Source organism: Devosia sp. Root105 (assembly GCF_001424865.1).
In the GTDB taxonomy this organism is placed as follows: domain Bacteria; phylum Pseudomonadota; class Alphaproteobacteria; order Rhizobiales; family Devosiaceae; genus Devosia_A.
On record NZ_LMCR01000001.1, the window covers coordinates 811,730 to 827,997 of the forward strand.

Genomic DNA, 16,268 nt, shown 5'->3' on the forward strand with positions numbered 1-16,268 from the left:
GGCAAGAACATGCAATTTCCCAATGCACGGATGGAGCCCCAGATAGCTGGCAGTTGAAACAGCGGAGGCTCAGATGCCCAATCGTTCCATCCTGATCGTCACCACCTCGCACGACCGTATCGGCAGCACCGGCAAGCCGACCGGCGTGTGGCTCGAAGAACTGGCGACGCCCTATTATGCGTTCCGCGATGCGGGGGCCGAGGTGACCATTGCCTCGATCAAAGGCGGCAAGGTGCCGGTCGATCCGTCGAGCCTAGGCGGCGAGTTGCCTCAGAGTGTGCAGCGCTTCCTCGCCGATCCCGAGGCGCAGCGCGCGGTGGCAGTGACCCCGGCGATCGATGCGGTCGATGTCGCGAGCTACGACGCGGTGTTCCTGCCGGGCGGGCACGGTACGGTGTGGGACCTGCCGGGCAGCGCGGCGCTGGCAACGGGGCTGAGCGCCGCCTATGCCGCGGGCAAGGTGGTGTCGGCGGTGTGCCACGGGCCGGCGGGGCTGGTGGCGGTCACCGATCCCTCAGGTGCGCCGCTGGTTCAAGGCAAGCGCGTCGCGGGGTTCACTGACAGCGAGGAAGTGGCGGCCGGGCTCGACAAGACGGTGCCGTTCCTGCTCGAGAGCCGGCTCAAGCAACTTGGCGGGCGCTACGAGAAGGGCGCCGATTTCCAGCCCTTCGCAGTGGCCGACGGGCGGCTGGTGACCGGGCAGAACCCGGCCTCGTCGGCGCTGGTGGCCAGGCTGGTGCTGGAAGCGCTGGGATGAGCATGCCCTGTTGACTCGGCCCATGGGGCCGCCCCGATAAGGGATGCGGTCAAGCAATGACGGGGTGATTCATGGGTTCCTCGACTGAGTTTCTGAACGCATCCGATGCCGCGAGCCGGCTCGGCGTTTCCGCCAAGGCGCTGCGGCTCTATGAGCAGCGCGGGCTGATCGTGCCGGTGCGCACGGCGGCGGGATGGCGAACATACGGGCCCGAGCAAATGGCTCGGGCCGGCGAGATCGTGGCGATGCGGGCGCTGGGACTGAGCCTCGCGCAGGTGCAGCGGGTGCTGGCGGGCGATCCGCGCGGGCTCGAGGCGTCGCTCGCGGCGCATCAGGGCGTGCTGGAGGGGCGGCTGCAGCAGTTGGCGGGAATGCTCGACCGGGTGCGGCAACTGCGCGAGAGTCTGTCGCGTGGCGAGGTGCCGGGGACGGGCGCGCTGGCGGAGTTGCTCGGGGCCGAGGCGCCGATCAGCCTGTCGTTCGAACTGCCGTGGCCGTGGGGCGGCGAGACGTTCGAACTGCGGCAGATCAAGCCGCTCAGCTACATCATCGGACCGCTGGGCAGCGGCAAGACGCGGCTGGCGCAGAAGCTCACCGAAGCACTGCCGGGTGCGCTGTTCCTGGGTCTCGACCGGCTGGTGGATGGCGTGGCGGCGGAGGCGCGGATGGACGCCGATGCAGCGCTGCGCGAGCGGGTCGAGCGGACGCTCGGCTGGCTGATCGAGGATGGCGCATCGGCGTCCGACGCGCTGACGGCGCTGGTCGCCGGGCTCGAGGCCGCGTGGCCGACGGTGCTGGTGATCGACATGCTCGAGCAGGGGCTCGAACAGTCGTCGCAGGAGGCGGTGGTCGCGCATTTGAGACATCGCGGGCCGGGGGCGCGACCGGTGTTTGCGATGACGCGGTCAAACGCCGTCCTCGATCTCGCGGCGGTGGGACCGGACGAGGCGATCATCCTCTGCCCGGCGAACCACAGCCCGCCGACGCTGGTGGCGCCCTATCCCGGGGCGACCGGCTATGAGGCGGTGGCGACATGCCTTGCGACGCCCGAAGTGCGGGCGCGCACCGAAGGCATCATCGCCACGCGGCCGCAGGTGGCGTGAGATGCGGCAGGATGGGACGGTCACGCCGTTATCTCCGGGGGCCTCATCGGGGGGGCGGGACATTCCCGGTCCTAGAGACGAGCCTGGTCGGAGACCCGGGCCGCGCGCCGGCCGCCGATCCTGGTGAGGAGAAAGGCGGGCTCCTCAGCGTGTTGCGCTGGTTCATCGCGCGGCGTCGCGCCGACGCGCTGCTTCGGCGCACGCTCCGACCGTACCGCCGCGGCGGAGTCGCCCCGCTGTCGTCCCGGGTGCTAAGCGATATCGGGCTGCCGCCGGATTTCCGGATGTAGGGCACAACAGCAAACGGCGAAGTGGGGCCGGGCGCAACGATCATCACGGGCCAGATACAGCCTGGCCTGGGCGCCAGCCTGTATGCGCTAAGTTATGGTCGTGCCCCATCCACCGGCTGTCATCCCAGCGAAAGCTCAGGGACCCATCTACCCACTTGCGCTGCGATGTCGGACGAGGGCAGAGCCCTCGCCGGGGGTTTGGGTCCCTGCTTTCGCAGGGATGACACCGAGTTTGGGGCGCCGTCTGTAGGACTGCCGAGTGGCGCGGTTCAGGCAGCCGGCTTCACCGGCTCGGCCACCTGGCCAGTGGCGACGTGGAGCCGGTTCCAGAGGTTGACGAGGCCGAGTGACAGCACCATGGCGGCCAGCACCGGCTCGTCATAGTGGCGGCGGGCTTCGTTCCAGACCTCGTCGGGCACCGGATCGGCGCGGTCGTCGAGGCGGGTGACGGCCTCGGTCAGCGCCAGGGCGGCCCGCTCGGGTTCGCTGAACCACGGCGTGTTGCGCCATGAGGCAACCGAGATGATGCGATCCTCCGAGGTCTCGCCGGCGGCACGGGCGAGGCGCGGGTGGAGGTTGACGTTGTTGCCGTCGCCGTTGATCTGGCTGGCGCGCAGATGCATCAGCTCGAGCAGGGCCAGCGGCAGGCCGGGGACGGCTTTGCTGGCCTTGCTGAGGGCGACGAGGCTGTCCATGGCGCCGGGAACGGCGAAGGCGGGGTGGGCGATGCGGGGCATTTCGGGTTTCCTTGGGTGATGACTGAAGCGGACGGCCCCTCCCTCGCCATTCGAGCGTAGCTCTCATGGCCTTCTCACCTCAAATCGCTCCACCGGAGCGATTTGCCCTACGGGACGGCTCGAAGTCCCCCACAATGGGGGAGGTGAAGAAAGAGGGCTGCCTGGCTAGGCAGCGGCTTTCCAGGCGCCGGCGATCTGGCGGGTGGCGGCGTTGAGGCGGTTCCAGATGTTGATCATGCCGATCGAGAGGACGAGCGAGGCCAAAGCCGCGTCGTCGAAATGGGCGCGGGCTTCGTCCCAGATGGCGTCGGGCACCGGATCGGCGCGGTCGCTGAGCCGGGTGACGGCTTCGGTCAGGGCCAGTGCGGCGCGCTCAGGGGCGGTGAACCACGAGGTTTCACGCCAGGCCGAGACGGCGATGATGCGGCGGTCGGTATCGCCGAGCTTTTTCAGGTCGGCCGCGTGCATATCGACGCAGACGCTGCAGCCGTTGATCTGGCTGGCGCGCAGGTGAACGAGGGCGTGCAACTGGTGCGAGACGGCAGGGTTGGCCTGGGCGGCCTGGCTGATGGCCTGCAGCGCCGACATGGCGCCGGGGACGGCGAAGGCGGGGTTGGTCATACGCGATTGCATTTTGTTGTGCTCCGGTTTTCGTGCTGACGGAGGATTTCCGGCCCGGGCTGTCACACCGGGCCGACGTCGTTCGTCAGTGCTATGACGGAGCGCGATCAGGGAATGTGACGATGGACGACGAGAAAATTCTGGCCAGCCGATTCGAGACGGATCGCGGGCACCTGAAGCGAGTGGCCTACCGGATGCTCGGCTCGATGACGGAAGCCGAGGATGCGGTGCAGGAAGCCTGGCTGCGGCTCAGCCGGTCGGATACCGGCACAGTCGGCAATCTCTCGGGCTGGTTGACCACGGTGGTGGCGCGGGGTGTGCCTCGACATGCTGCGGGCGCGCAAAGCGCGGCGCGAGGAGCCGCTGGAGCAGCCGGCGGCTGAGGCGCTGGCCGATGCGGACGACCCGGAGCGTACGCTTGAGATGGCCGACTCGCTGGGGGTGGCGCTGCTGGTGGTGCTGGAGACGCTGCCGCCGCCGGAGCGGGTGGCGTTCATGCTGCATGACATGTTCGACCTGCCGTTCGAGGAGATTGCGCCGATCGTCGGGCGCTCCACCGATGCGGCGCGGCAGCTGGCCAGCCGGGCGCGGCGACGGGTGAAGGGCGGCAGCGACACTATCGAGCCGAGCCGGGAGCGGCATCGCACGGTAGTGGAGGCGTATCTGAGGGCCTCGCGGAGCGGCGATCTCGCGGCCCTGCTGGCGGTGCTCGACCCCGAGGTGGTGCTGCGCGCCGATGCCAGTGCGGTACCGGCAGGGGTGGCGCTGGTGGCGCGGGGCGCCGAGGTGGTGGCGCGCCGCGCGCTCACCGGCTTCATGCCGGAGGCGCAGCTGGCGCTGGTCAATGGCGCGATGGCCGTGGTGGTGCTGCGCGATGGCGCGCCGTTCCGCGTGCTGCGCTTCACCGTCAGCGGCGAGCGGGTGACCGAGATCGAGGTGCTGGCCGATACCGACCGGCTGGCCGGGCTCGCGGTCGTGCCGGCTTAGGCAGCCCGCTTCAGGCCATCGAGGGCGATGCCGAGGATGCGGTCGCGCTGCTCTTCGGTGGTGGAGCCGATGCCGGCAATGCCGGCAACCAGCCGGACGACATCGTCGATGGCGACATCGGGGCGAACCAGCCCGGCGGCCTGGGCGCGGCTGAGCAGCGGCGCGCCGGCCTCGTAGAGCCCGAGGCGGCAGGCCTTAAAAGTGTTGCTGTCGCGGTTGAGCCCCTCGACCAGCACGCGCTTGGTGCCGACATAGGTGACGAAGCGGCGGAGCCAGGCGAGCAGCGCCTCCCAGGGCTCGAGGTGATCGACTTCGCCGGCGGCATTGCACACCGCCTGTACTTCCTCGAGGTAGACGCTTTCGACCAGCGCCTCGCGGGTGGGGAAGTTGCGGTAGAGCGTGGCGATGCCGACATCGGCGCGACGCGCGATCTCCTCGAGCGGCGCCTCGGTGCCCATTTCGGCAAAGCTCTGACGCGCCGCGGCGATCAGGCTGTCATAGTTGCGCCGGGCATCGGCGCGGCTCGGACGCCGCTGCACCAGTTCCGCGAGGGTTGTCGTCATAGCACTTTCTTTCGGCGGGCTATTGCCAGCACAAACTGATTCCGCTAAACGGAGGAACCCTCCACTTATATGGAGGCTTCCTCCAGTACATAGCCAATCGCAACGGACAATCCAAGCCGGAACTGCCGTTTTGCGAGACAGGATCATTATGTCCAACGTCCAATCCACAAGCAGATCTGCCACAAGCAGATCTGCGTCACCCAAATCCGCGTCGCCGAGCCTCACCTTCCTGGTGCTGGCGGTCGGCGCCGCATCGTTCGCAATGCTGCAATCGCTGCTGGCGCCGGTGCTGCCGACGCTGCAGAGCGAACTCAATACCAGCCAGAGCGCCGTTTCCTGGGTGCTGATCGCCTGGCTGCTGTCGGCGGCGGTGGCGACGCCGATCCTCGGCAAGGTCGGCGACATGATCGGCAAGGCAAAGACGCTGGTGCTGGCGCTGGCCGCCATCGGGCTCGGCAGCCTGATCGCGGCGCTGGCGCCCAGCATCGAGTTGGTGATCGCCGGACGCATCGTGCAGGGGCTGGGTGGCGCCATCGTGCCGCTGTCGTTCGGCATTATCCGCGACGAGTTTCCACCGGCGCGGGTGCCTTCGGCAGTGGGGATCCTCTCGGCGGTGATCGCGGTGGGGAGCGGCGTGGGCACCATTCTCGCCGGGCCGATCGTCGACCTGTTCGGCTGGCACGGGCTGTTCTGGGTGCCGCTTGCCGTGGTGGCGATAACGGCGACGCTGGCGCAGTTCTTCGTGCCCGAATCGCCGGTCAAGGCCGGCGGCACGATCAACTGGTTGGCGGCCGCGCTGCTCGCCGCCTGGCTGATCGCACTGCTGCTGCCTTTGAGCCTTGGGACACGCTGGGGATGGGGTTCGCCGGCGGTGATCGGGTTGTTCGCACTGGCAGTGGTGCTGGCGGCGGCCTGGGTGACGGTCGAGGTACGCTCGTCCAACCCGGTGATCGACATGAAGATGATGCGGTTGCCGGCAGTGTGGACCAGCAACCTCGTGGCGCTCTTATTCGGCGCGGCGATGTTCGCGGTATGGGTGTTCCTGCCGCAGCTGATCCAGGTGCCGAGTTCGGCCGGCTACGGCTTTGGTGCGACGGTGAGCGAGGCCGGCTGGGTGATGCTGCCGATGCTGGTTTCGATGGCGGTCGCCGGCGTGTTCAGCGGCCGGCTGGCCCGGGTGGTGCCGTTCAAGCTGCAGCTCGCCGGCGCCTCGGCGGTGATCGCGCTCTCCTGCGTGGCGCTGGCAATGCTGCATGCCAGCATCTGGGAGGTGGCGGTGATCAGTGGCGTCTACGGCATCGGGCTGGGGCTCGCCTATGCGGCGCTGACCAGCGTGATCGTGCAGAACGTGCCGGCCAGCCAGACCGGTACGGCGATCGGCATGAACGCCAATATCCGCACTATTGGCGGGGCGATCGGCACGGCGGTGATGACGGCCGTGGTGACGGCGCACCATACGGCCGATGGCGTGCCGGAGGAGGCAGGGTTCGTTACCGGCTTCCTGCTGTTCGCCGGCGTCGCGGCGCTCGCCATGGTGGTGTCGCTGCTGATCCCCGGGGCGCAGCGGCAGCAGGCGACTGCCGTGCTGGCGCCGGCGGAATAAGGCGGCGAGGCCCCGGCGCTACTTGATGACGGTGAAGCCGAGCTTCAGCTTGTCGTTCATTTCGAGGGTGATCGGGGCCATCTCGTCGCTGGCGGTCGAGACCCAGAGTTTGGCGATCGGCAGTGGATAGCCCATGTGGCCGATGAACCAGGCGACGGTACCGTTGGCGAGGTGATCCTCGACGACCCAGTCGGCGAGCTGCTTATAGGCGCTGTGCACGGTGAGACGCGCATCGACGGTGAGGTAGCGCTCGCTGCCGGCGAGGAAAATGATGGCGCAGACCGAGTGGCAGGCGTCGGTGATCATGGTGTCGAGGCGGTGCTCATAGACGTGCTTGGCGATGGCGAGGCCATCGTCGGCCGAGCCGCCGGCGGAGCGCAGCCACACGCCCGTCGTCGACGGGTGCTGCTTGAGCAGTTTGACGAACTTCCACCAGTCGCCGACCGCGATGTCGCCGGAGAGCTCCAGGTAGGACTGCCGGCCCTCGGGCCTGTCGACATCGATGATCGAGAGTTGCGCGGGGAGCGCGGCTCCCATGGGGATCGACAGCGCCGTAAGAAGGGAGAGAACGAGGGCCGGCAGGGGTTGCATGGTTTCGTCGTGCCCGAAGTGGACCGCGCCATAGCAGCAGAAGGGGCGGCGGTCCGCATGACGCAGATGCGCTACTTCAGTGGCGCGGGGCGAGGCTTGCCACTAAGGCGACCAGCGCCGATTGCCGCTGTACGCCGGCCTTCTCGAGCACGCCGCGCATCTGGTTGCGGGCAGTGTGAAAGCTGACACCGCGCCGCTCGGAGAAGCTGCGCACCGAGCCGCCCTCGAGCAGGTGCCGGCAGAGCGCCGTCTCCGCTGGAGACCAGCCATAGCGCTCCGCGGCGCTTTCCAGTGCGTCCCCCAGCGGCGAGGTGGAGCGGCGCAGCATCAGGATCGCCGTCGGCAGGCCTTCGAGCAGAACAAGCAAAGGCGGCTTGACCGGCGCCTCGCCGGAAACGAACGGGAAGAGTTCGGCGACGAGCGGCGCGGTATCGGTTCGGATGGTGATCGGCGCGCCGGGGCTGGTTGTTCCGTGGGTGATGGCGGCCAGCGCGGCCTCGAGTGCTTGTTGCGCCGACTGGTCGGGCAGGGTGATGCGACCATCGGCGGTTGCGATGGCCCTGGTGCCCTCCAGCAGCCGCTCTGCCGCGGCGTTGGCAAAGGTGATGCGACCGGTGGGATCGAGGAGCAGGGCCGCCTCCGGCACCAGTTGCAGGGCATCCTGATAATGCTGGCCGACGCGGGCGCCGGCGAGGCGGCGCGACAGCTGGAATGAGGCCTGGACGTGCGGGCCGATGGCTTCGAGCAGGCCGAGCAACCGGGCCTCCATGCTCTCGAGATCGCGGAAGCGGACATTGCATGAGAGGCGCAGGAAGCGTTCGCGATCGCGGAACAGCGTAACGCCGGCGCCGGTGCCGATGTCGTCCTGCGGCCGGATCCAGTCATTGTAGAACTCGGTGCGCTTCAGCACGCCCGGCTCCAGGAGGATCTGCGAATGGATCACCGCCCCGACCGGGACGCGTGCCGCCTGTGCGTTCCATGGGTTGCGAGCGGCGAAATGCTGCAGATACGACGAGTGATGATCGGGGCTGTAATTGTGGGTCAGGAAGCCAAGATTGACGTTGCGGGCCGTGTCGTGCCCATGCAAGGCGATCCATGATCGACCGATCAGGGTCGAAAGATCGGCGAGAAACTCCGACCATCTGGCGCGATCGAGGCCGGCGGAATAGACACGGCGAACCAGAACGCCATAACTTTCTTCGGCAATGTCGAGCAACGGGATATCCTGTCCCTCTGGTGACTGTCTTTGCTGACAATCGACCATTTGATTTGGCGGTCAAGTGCAGTATTCAAATCCAGCTGCTGCGAGCGAACAGATTCTGCGGAGTTGATGCATGAATGTTGCACGGGTCAAGACACGGGCCGGCGTCGTGGAGACTATCGATGCGGGTTCGGGTGCGCCCGCGGTGCTGTTGCTGCACGGAAATTCGGGGCACAAGGAGGTGTTCTCGCGACAGGTCGAGGCGCTGTCACCACACTATCGCGTAGTGGTGCCGGATCTGATCGGACACGGTGGATCGGAAGACGCCAGCGAGCCGGGACGCGACTACACGCTTGGCGGGCATGCCCAGTACCTGGCCGAACTGGTGGCGGCCATGGGGATCGGACCGGTCGTGGTGGTCGGCACCTCGCTGGGTGGTCACATTGCGCTGGAGCTGGCGGCGCAACTCCCTGATGCTCGCGGCCTGATGCTGGTTGGCGCTCCACCCTTTGCCAAGGACACGGCAAGCCTGACCGGGGCGTGGCTACCCGGCCCCGCCATCGAACTGTCGGGCAAGGCGGAGTTTGGTGAGGCTGACGTCGAGAGGTTCATTGCGGCCCATGCGATCGACAGCCCCGAACTCGCCGAAGGGTTGCGCGGGGCGATCCGGCGCGCCGATGGGCGCAGCCGCACCACCGTGGTGGGGGCGCTGCTGGGGGAGCAGGCGGCCGATCAGCGCGAGCTGGTGCGGAGCGCTGCCGTGCCGATTGCGGTGGTGAACGGCGGCGATGACAGCGCCGTCAACCTGGAGTTCGTCGAGGCGGCGCCCTATCGCCGGCTGTGGCGCGGCCGGGCGTTCCGCATCGCCGGCGCAGGACACATGCCGCAGGCCAGCCACCCCGGCGCGTTCAACGATCTGTTGGCGGCATTCGTTCGCGACTGCGCCGGTTGAGGCGGGCGCAATAGGGCGGAAGTTCTGCTTTCTCCCTGATGGCGGAGCCGCTACAGAGGCTCCGTATTTCATTTGAGGAGCATCCGATGAGCATCACCCGTTACCAGCCCGGCAAGCGCATGAGCCAGGCCGTGGTCCACGGCAACACCGTCTATCTCGCCGGGCAGGTGGCGACCGACTATAACGGTTCGATCGAGAAGCAGACCGGCGAAGTGCTGGCGGCGATCGATAAGCTCCTGGCCGAAGCCGGCAGCAGCAAGTCCAAGGTGCTGTTCTGCCAGGTGATCCTCAACAATATCGGCGACTTCGCCGCGATGAACACCGTCTATGACGCCTGGATCGACCCGGCCAACCCGCCGGCCCGCGCCGCCATCGAAGCGCGCCTGGCGCACCCGTCGCTGAAGGTCGAGATCATCGCCGTGGCGGCGAAGGACTGAGTGCTGCGGCCTTGTCCCTCCCCCTTGTGGGGAGCCGGACGAGGGCGGGCCGCCCTCGCCGCGGGGTAGCGAAGCAGGACTTGGCGCGGCCAAGTCCGTTGCGTAGCTGGTGGGGGAATTCCACGCGCGGAGCGTGCGGCCACCCCCACCCTTGATCCCTCCCCACAAGGGGGAGGGAGACGACTGAAACTACTTCGCCTTCTTGGCAGGCACCGCGGCGCGCGGCTTGGTGGCAGCCTTCTTGGCGGGTTTGGCCTCGGCGGCTTTCGCCGCTTTCACCTTCACCGGCTTGGCCTCTTTCGGCGGTTTCGATTTCACCGCGGCCGGGATGGCGCCGGGGCTTTTGCCCTTGCCGGCCTTGGCGACACCGTTGGCGGTCGCTTCGGCGAAGGCCTTGGTGGCCTCCTGGTGGGCCAGCGTCCAGTAGTGGTCGTGCTTGCCGTCGGGGCGCCCGTCGGCTTCCCACAGGTAATAGGCGCGCTGGCGGACGGCGTCTTCGCTGACCATCGCGGCGGAGTCGGCTGGTTTCGATTTGGCGGGCATTGTCATTCCCCGAGCCAGGGGCGCGACCGGGATGGCGCGCCAACCCTAATGCAGACCAGATGAGCCTAGCAGCGACACATGACGAGGCGAAGGGGCCTCGATGCAAGTGAGCTATGAACGACATTGGCGCCGCACTTGCCAATACGTGGCCCAGCTGGGCCGCTTCCGAGATCGCGAGCGGGCGGCTAAGGTCCGGCCTGAAATTTGCGGAGTTCAGCCATGAGCCGATCGTTCGACGCCATCGTCATTGGGGGTGGGCAGGCGGGGCCGTTCCTTGCGGCGCGACTGGCCGGCGCCGGGCAGCAGGTGGCGCTGATCGAGCGGCGGCATATGGGCGGCACCTGCGTCAATGACGGCTGCCAGCCGACCAAGACGCTGGTGGCGAGCGCGCGGGTGGCGTGGCTGGCCCGGCGGGCGAGGGATTTCGGCGTGGTGACCGGGCCGGTGAGCGTCGATATGGCGGCGGTGAAAGCGCGCAAGGACAAGGTGGTGCTCGCCTCGCGCCAGGGGCTCGACGACTGGATGGGCGCGACCGAGGGGCTGGAAGTGTTTCGCGGTTCTGCGGCGTTCGTTTCGCCTGACGCGGTCGAGGTGAACGGCGAAGTGCTCACGGGCAAGCAGTTCTTCCTCAATACCGGGGCGCGGCCGGTCGTGCCTGATTGGGCGGCTGATGTGCCCTATCTCACCAACAGCTCGATCCTCGAGCTCGACACGCTGCCAAAGCACCTGCTGGTTGCCGGCGGCTCCTATATCGCGCTGGAGTTCGCCCAGATGTATCGGCGGTTCGGGGCCGAGGTGACGGTGCTGGCCCGCAGTTCGCGGCTCACCGCCAAAGAGGACGAGGACGTCTCGGCGACCATCCGCGATATTCTCGAAGCCGAGGGGATCCGGGTGATCACCGGTGCCAGCTGCATGGCGGCGGAGCGGCGCGGCGACGGGGTGGCGGTCAGCTACCGCCGCGGCAGCGAGGCGGTGGAAGGCAGCCACCTGCTGCTGGCGCTGGGCCGAGTACCCAATGTCGAGGATCTCCAACTGGAAAAGGCGGGTGTGGCGCTTGACGATGACGGCTATATCGCGGTCGACGACAAGCTCCGCACCAACCAGCCGCATATTTATGCGCTGGGCGATGTGAACGGGCGCGGCGCCTTCACCCATACCTCGTACAACGACTTCGAGATCGTCTCGCAGAACCTGCTCGATGGCGCCGACCGCAAGGTGAGCGAGCGGGTGCCGGCTTACGCACTCTATATCGATCCGCCGCTCGGACGGGCCGGGATGAGCGAGGCCGAGGTCCGGGCCTCGGGCAAGAAGGCGCTGGTGGCGGTGCGGCCGATGACCCGGGTGAGCCGGGCCAATGAACGGGCGGAGAACCTGGGGTTCATGAAGGTGTTCGCCGATGCCGAGACGCGGCAGATCCTCGGCGTGGCGCTGCTCGGGATCGAGGGCGACGAGGTAATGCAGTCGCTGCTCGAGGCGATGGCGGCCGGCGTCGATGTCGACACCATCATCCGCACCATGCACGTGCATCCGACGGTGAGCGAGCTGGTGCCGACGCTGCTGGCGGACCTCAAGCCACTGCTTTAGTGACGGCTGCCATCTGGCGATCAAAATCGGCGCGCCAAATTGACTCTTCAACGACCCGAATCAATGGTGGGGGCATGGGAGAGGCAGCACTCAGCGATACGGTGATCTCGTTCCGCCTCAAGCGGGCGGAAGAGTTCGCGCGGCAGTGGAAAATCAACGCCAAGCGGCTGCAGAGCCTCGCCAACAACCCGCAGACGCCGGACTCGGTGCGGGCCGACGCGCTGGGCGAAGCGCGAACGGCGGCGGGGATCGTCGGGCAGCGGGCCACCGATCTCACCGAACTCGCCAAGCAGCGCGGGTTTTCAGCGTGGGAGTCGGACCCCAAAGTGGCGCCGCTGGTGGTGGAAATCCGGGCGGTCGAGCACGCGCTGAGCTATGCGGCGGATGCGCTGAGCAAGTAGGCCACGCTGCGGCTCCACTGCCCAGCCAGCAAGTCCGGGTCGGCGCTTAGGCCCGACTGATAGAGACGGCCCCCTCCCGGCCTCCCCCATGAAGGGGGAGGAGAAGAGTCGAGGCTCTGTCTTCGATCATGCAAAACACACCGGCGGGGCACCTCCCCCTTCATGGGGGAGGATGGGAGGGGGCCGTCTGCCGGCGGTCAGTCGCCTCCCGCCACGCGGGTGGGGGAGCAGTCTCATTGCCCCATCTGAATTACAGCGGCCTTGTCTGGGAGGTCGACCGGGGGCATTTCGGAGAAGCTGAGGGCGCCGGGGTCGCCGATGGTTTCGGCGCCTTCGCCGCCGCCGCTGGCCTGGCGGTTGGCGTTGCCGTCGGTGTTGATGGCGCCCTGGCCCTGCTGCTGGGCGGTCTGGGCCGCATTGGCCTCGGCATTACCCGTGGCGGCGAACTGGCCGAGCACCTTGCCACCGCCTTCGATCTGCTGCTGGGCGGAGGCGACCTCGGTGGCGATTTCCACCTTGTAGGGCACCTCAAAAGCGCGGGGCGGGCCGATGACGATCTGGCGGTCGTCGACTTCCTCGACCCAGAGGTAGATGGCTCCGGGCAGGTTGCCGAGCTTGTCCGGCTCGACGATGCGGGTGGCGAGGAGGCCGAAGCGCTTGGGCAGGTCGCCCGAGCTGGCCCAGCCGACGAGCCCGGTCATGGTGAAGTAGAGCACGATCACCCCCGCGAGCGTCACGACGATGGCGCCGGCCTTGATCCACCATTTCCACAGCGAGGTGAGGTTGAGGCTCAGGAGCAGCAGTGCCAGGACGAGGAACAGCGCGACTGCACCGGCAATGACCAGCGGGTTCATTTGCGGACCGCCTGGATCAGTGAGACCGGCACGGTGTTGATGCCGCTGACGGTGCCGTCCTTGTCGAGGCTGAAGCGCACCACGGTCTTCTCGTCGCCTTTGTGATCGAGGACCAGCGTGTCGTAGTAGACCACCGACAGCTTGGGATTGATCTTTTCGACCTTCACCGTCACCGGCACCGCGGCAGCGCTGGGGTTGGTGAAGTGGTAGACGTTGATGGTGTAATCGCCCGGCAGGATGCCGCGGATGGTCACCGTCTCCTGGTTCAGCGCGATGTGGTGGGTGACGCCATTGACGGTGACTTCGTCGAGATAATTGCCGCGATCGTCGCGATCGAGGGTGACGAAGCCCTTCTGCATCGAGTGGTACCAGACGACGTTGCCGGTCGGGTCTTCGACATAGGTGTCGATGTCGTCGTCGTTATCATCGGGCCAGGTGGTGGTGATGATGAACTCGGCATTGGTGTCGATAATGCCCGATTTGGCATCCGGCCGGATCAGCGCGAAGGCGACGAACACCATCATGGTGAAGCCGAGCAGCACGTTGAACAGGATGTCGGTGAACGGGACGAAGGTGCCGTCGTCGCCCTCGGCGCCGGTGAAGAGGCTAGGCCCGTCCATCGTGGCTCCGCTCGATCGCCGGGACGACGTAGATCTCGGAGACTTCGGCGATCCCGGAGAACAGCTCGCCGATGGCGGCATCGAGCTGGAAATACTGGAACTTCAGGATCAGCGCGGTGGCGATGCCGGCGACGGTGACGTTGAGCGCCACGGCCATGCCGCCGGTCATCCCACTGAGTGCGCCGCGCAGCGTGTCGGCCTCGAACGAGGTTAGGCCGGCGATCGGGATCAGCATCAGGATGAAGCCGATAGCGGTGCCGAGCAGCGCCAGCCGCAGCAACCCTTCGGAGACGAACAGCCCGAGCTTTTCGCGGGCCCGCAGTTTATCGGCGACCGAGCGCAGCAGCAGCGTCTGGTCGAGCTGGCCCTTGCCGCGGATCTCGGCCTTTTTCACCAGGTTGCCGACATGGGTGGTGAGGACGCCCGGCTCGAGCAGGGTGCCGGCGCCGGTGAGGACGTTGTTTCCGGCGAGGCGGAAGCCCGAGGCGCCCTCGGCTTCGATCACGGCGCGGGCCCGGCGGGCGGCGATCAGCTCGCGGCTGATGTCGATCGCCTGCACCAGGCAATGGAGGCTGGTGATGACGAAGATGGCGAAGATCAGCAGCGAAATGCGGGTGTGGTCGGAGGCGAGCACCGAGCCGAGGAAGCCGAGCTGCCACAGCGTCACGAGGCCAATCGCCACCAGCACGTTGACGATCAGCCAGCGCAGCACCGGGTTGTAGTCACGCCTCTCGATGGGCGGTCCGATGACCGCCGCCTTTACGTCGTCCAAGACCCGTTCCTCCACACCCGGTCGGCTCGCCTCGTTCGGGACGGGGAGCGCGATGCTTCAGGTTGCTGCCACCGCTAGCATGGCCGGCCAATCGCCTCTGCCTATGCATCGCATTGGAAATGCCAACGACGCTGGAGCCGCGACAAAGTGACGATTGCTGCGCGACGCGGCTGCGTTCAGGCTGTGGCCGAAAGCTATGAGGTGGCGGGCAGTGACGGAGTGGCGTGAGCATAGCTATCGGCGGCTGATCGATGCGGAGACGCATGCGCGGCCGGTGCTGGGGATGACCCCGCCGATCCGCATCCGGCGGCTGGCGTTTATGAGCGCCGATGGCGGCAGCGACCTGAGGGCGCTGCATGCGCAGATGGCGGTGGTGGCCGGGGTGGCGCCGGAAGGGCCGGCCTGGGCGCGGCAGCTGGCCTTCAGCCGCGATGGGCGGCAGGTGACGTGGGAACTGCACAACGAGTTCGCCACCATGACCTGGAGCGGCGCGGCGGACGACTGGGACGCCAAGCCCCAGGGAATCGGGCTCGAGCTGCACGAGAAGCTGCTGCTGGTGTTCGCCACCCGCATCGACGTGATGCCGACCGACACGATCGAAGCGGCAGCGCTCGCCGGGTTCAATCCGCTCAGTCTCTGCTACTCGTCGATCTTCGATGATGGGGCGCAGGCGGCGACCGACTTCCATCTCGACGCGGACGGCTTCACCCGGTTCGAGGTGGCGGCGGGGCGCAGCGGCGAGTTGCGGATCGGGGTGATCGTCAGGCGGCTTTTGGAGATCGAAACCTATCGGACGATGGCGCTGATCGGGTTGCCGCTGGCGCGCGAAATGGGCGGTCGGGTTGCGACTTACGAGAACCAGCTGGCGGCGATCATGCAGCAGGTCGGGCAGGGCGGGGATACCGCCGAGGACCACCAGCTGTCGCTCGAGGCGCTGCATAAGCTCAGCGTCGATATCAGCCGCACGGTGGAGGAGACGAGCTTTCGCTTCGCCGCGACACAGGCCTATGGCGAGGTGCTGGCGGAGCGGCTGACGCGGCTGCGTGAACACGCTATCGGCGAGTTCACCACCATCGAGCGGTTCCTCAACAATCGGGTGCAGCCGGCGCTCGCCACCTGCAAGGCGATGGAGAAGCGGCTGAGCGGCCTCACCGAGAAGGTGCGGCGCTCGATCTCGCTGCTCGACGCGCGGATCACCCTGTCGATCCAGACGCAGAACCGTTCGGTGCTCGATGCGATCAGCCAGACCGGCCGCAGCCAGTACCGGCTGCAGCTGACGGTCGAAGGGCTGTCGATCATCGCCATCTCGTATTACGCGCTGGGGATCCTGGGCTATATCTTCGAGGGGCTGCACGAGGTGCTGCCATTCACCAAGGGTGAGATGCTGGCGGTGTCGGCGCCGGTGGTGGTGGTGCTGGTGTTTCTGGGCATCCGGAGGTTGCGGAGCCGGCATTCGTGAGGGCAGGTTGGCAAACCGCCGGTGGGTGGGATGGTTGCGGCCTCGGACGCTAAGCAAGCCGCATGCCATTGGGTTGGGCGGAGGTCAGTGCCGGCGAGCCGACTCCGCCCCTGCGACGTGCGGTCGCTTGACTTGCAACCTTACGGGCCGCCAGAGATTGCCCATGTGACTAAGCCCGCGTGTCGTACGGCGG

The 16,268-nt window shown here is 67.3% G+C and carries 17 protein-coding genes and 1 pseudogene; 9 read left to right on the forward strand and 9 right to left on the reverse strand.

Going from position 1 to position 16,268, the window contains the following annotated elements; genetic code table 11:
* The first annotated feature begins 73 nt into the window (after positions 1–73).
* Both ASC68_RS03850 and ASC68_RS03855 read left to right on the forward strand, forming a co-directional pair.
* Entirely contained in the window at positions 74–757 is a 684-nt protein-coding gene (locus ASC68_RS03850) for a type 1 glutamine amidotransferase domain-containing protein (protein ID WP_055874962.1), read from the forward strand.
* 71 nt (positions 758–828) lie between these two features.
* Positions 829–1,860, forward strand: a complete 1,032-nt coding sequence (locus ASC68_RS03855; protein ID WP_055874965.1) for a MerR family transcriptional regulator — start codon at positions 829–831, stop codon at positions 1,858–1,860.
* A gap of 559 nt (positions 1,861–2,419) precedes the next feature.
* Here the strand turns inward: ASC68_RS03855 and ASC68_RS03860 are convergent.
* Both ASC68_RS03860 and ASC68_RS03865 read right to left on the reverse strand, forming a co-directional pair.
* The gene (locus tag ASC68_RS03860; protein WP_055874967.1) at positions 2,420–2,887 is read right to left on the reverse strand and encodes a carboxymuconolactone decarboxylase family protein; all 468 of its coding nucleotides are present in this window, start codon (positions 2,885–2,887) and stop codon (positions 2,420–2,422) included.
* Positions 2,888–3,052: 165 nt separating this feature from the next.
* Positions 3,053–3,520: a carboxymuconolactone decarboxylase family protein gene (locus ASC68_RS03865; protein ID WP_055874970.1), complete on the reverse strand. Its 468-nt coding sequence runs from the start codon at positions 3,518–3,520 to the stop codon at positions 3,053–3,055.
* Positions 3,521–3,630: 110 nt separating this feature from the next.
* Here ASC68_RS03865 and ASC68_RS03870 point away from each other — a divergent pair.
* A pseudogene (locus ASC68_RS03870) lies at positions 3,631–4,495 on the forward strand (sigma-70 family RNA polymerase sigma factor).
* On the opposite strand, the gene ASC68_RS03875 reads toward ASC68_RS03870, so the two are convergent.
* The gene (locus ASC68_RS03875; RefSeq protein WP_055874973.1) at positions 4,492–5,058 is read right to left on the reverse strand and encodes a TetR/AcrR family transcriptional regulator; all 567 of its coding nucleotides are present in this window, start codon (positions 5,056–5,058) and stop codon (positions 4,492–4,494) included. The pseudogene ASC68_RS03870 and the gene ASC68_RS03875 sit on opposite strands and share 4 nt — an antisense overlap.
* A gap of 148 nt (positions 5,059–5,206) precedes the next feature.
* Between ASC68_RS03875 and ASC68_RS03880 the strand changes: the two genes are divergently transcribed.
* Positions 5,207–6,661, forward strand: coding sequence for an MFS transporter (locus ASC68_RS03880; protein WP_055874976.1), 1,455 nt, complete (start codon positions 5,207–5,209; stop codon positions 6,659–6,661).
* Between the two features lie 18 nt (positions 6,662–6,679).
* Here the strand turns inward: ASC68_RS03880 and ASC68_RS03885 are convergent, their stop codons facing one another.
* Positions 6,680–7,252 (reverse strand): hypothetical protein, encoded by a 573-nt coding sequence (locus ASC68_RS03885; protein ID WP_156387226.1) that lies wholly within the window; start codon positions 7,250–7,252, stop codon positions 6,680–6,682.
* Positions 7,253–7,328: 76 nt separating this feature from the next.
* Positions 7,329–8,468: a PAS domain-containing protein gene (locus ASC68_RS03890; protein WP_055874983.1), complete on the reverse strand. Its 1,140-nt coding sequence runs from the start codon at positions 8,466–8,468 to the stop codon at positions 7,329–7,331.
* A gap of 118 nt (positions 8,469–8,586) precedes the next feature.
* Between ASC68_RS03890 and ASC68_RS03895 the strand changes: the two genes are divergently transcribed.
* Together ASC68_RS03895 and ASC68_RS03900 are read left to right on the forward strand one after the other, a co-directional pair.
* Positions 8,587–9,405 (forward strand): alpha/beta hydrolase, encoded by an 819-nt coding sequence (locus ASC68_RS03895; protein WP_055874986.1) that lies wholly within the window; start codon positions 8,587–8,589, stop codon positions 9,403–9,405.
* Positions 9,406–9,491: 86 nt separating this feature from the next.
* A complete protein-coding gene (locus ASC68_RS03900) occupies positions 9,492–9,842 on the forward strand; it encodes a RidA family protein (RefSeq protein ID WP_055874989.1) in 351 nt (116 codons plus the stop codon).
* 189 nt (positions 9,843–10,031) lie between these two features.
* On the opposite strand, the gene ASC68_RS03905 is transcribed toward ASC68_RS03900, so the two are convergent.
* Entirely contained in the window at positions 10,032–10,385 is a 354-nt protein-coding gene (locus tag ASC68_RS03905) for a DUF2934 domain-containing protein (protein WP_055874992.1), read from the reverse strand.
* Positions 10,386–10,604: 219 nt separating this feature from the next.
* Here ASC68_RS03905 and ASC68_RS03910 point away from each other — a divergent pair, with 219 nt between their 5' ends.
* Together ASC68_RS03910 and ASC68_RS03915 are read left to right on the forward strand one after the other, a co-directional pair.
* Positions 10,605–11,969 carry an FAD-containing oxidoreductase gene (locus ASC68_RS03910; RefSeq protein ID WP_055874995.1) on the forward strand — a complete coding sequence of 455 codons (1,365 nt, stop codon included), beginning with the start codon at positions 10,605–10,607 and terminating at the stop codon, positions 11,967–11,969.
* 74 nt (positions 11,970–12,043) lie between these two features.
* Positions 12,044–12,370: a hypothetical protein gene (locus ASC68_RS03915; RefSeq protein ID WP_055874998.1), complete on the forward strand. Its 327-nt coding sequence runs from the start codon at positions 12,044–12,046 to the stop codon at positions 12,368–12,370.
* 233 nt (positions 12,371–12,603) lie between these two features.
* Here ASC68_RS03915 and ASC68_RS03920 read toward each other — a convergent pair whose 3' ends face one another.
* From ASC68_RS03920 to ASC68_RS03930, 3 genes are read right to left on the reverse strand one after another with little or no spacing between them, the layout of a single operon-like run.
* A complete protein-coding gene (locus ASC68_RS03920) occupies positions 12,604–13,224 on the reverse strand; it encodes a hypothetical protein (protein ID WP_055875001.1) in 621 nt (206 codons plus the stop codon).
* Entirely contained in the window at positions 13,221–13,844 is a 624-nt protein-coding gene (locus tag ASC68_RS03925) for a hypothetical protein (RefSeq protein ID WP_055875004.1), read from the reverse strand. Before ASC68_RS03925 ends, ASC68_RS03920 begins: the two co-directional genes overlap by 4 nt.
* Complete coding sequence (locus ASC68_RS03930) at positions 13,831–14,616, reverse strand: hypothetical protein (RefSeq protein WP_055875008.1); 786 nt, start codon at positions 14,614–14,616, stop codon at positions 13,831–13,833. Before ASC68_RS03930 ends, ASC68_RS03925 begins: the two co-directional genes overlap by 14 nt.
* A gap of 211 nt (positions 14,617–14,827) precedes the next feature.
* Here ASC68_RS03930 and ASC68_RS03935 point away from each other — a divergent pair, with 211 nt between their 5' ends.
* On the forward strand, positions 14,828–16,075 hold the full coding sequence (locus ASC68_RS03935; protein ID WP_055875011.1) for a DUF3422 domain-containing protein: 1,248 nt from the start codon (positions 14,828–14,830) through the stop codon (positions 16,073–16,075).
* Positions 16,076–16,268 lie beyond the last annotated feature (193 nt).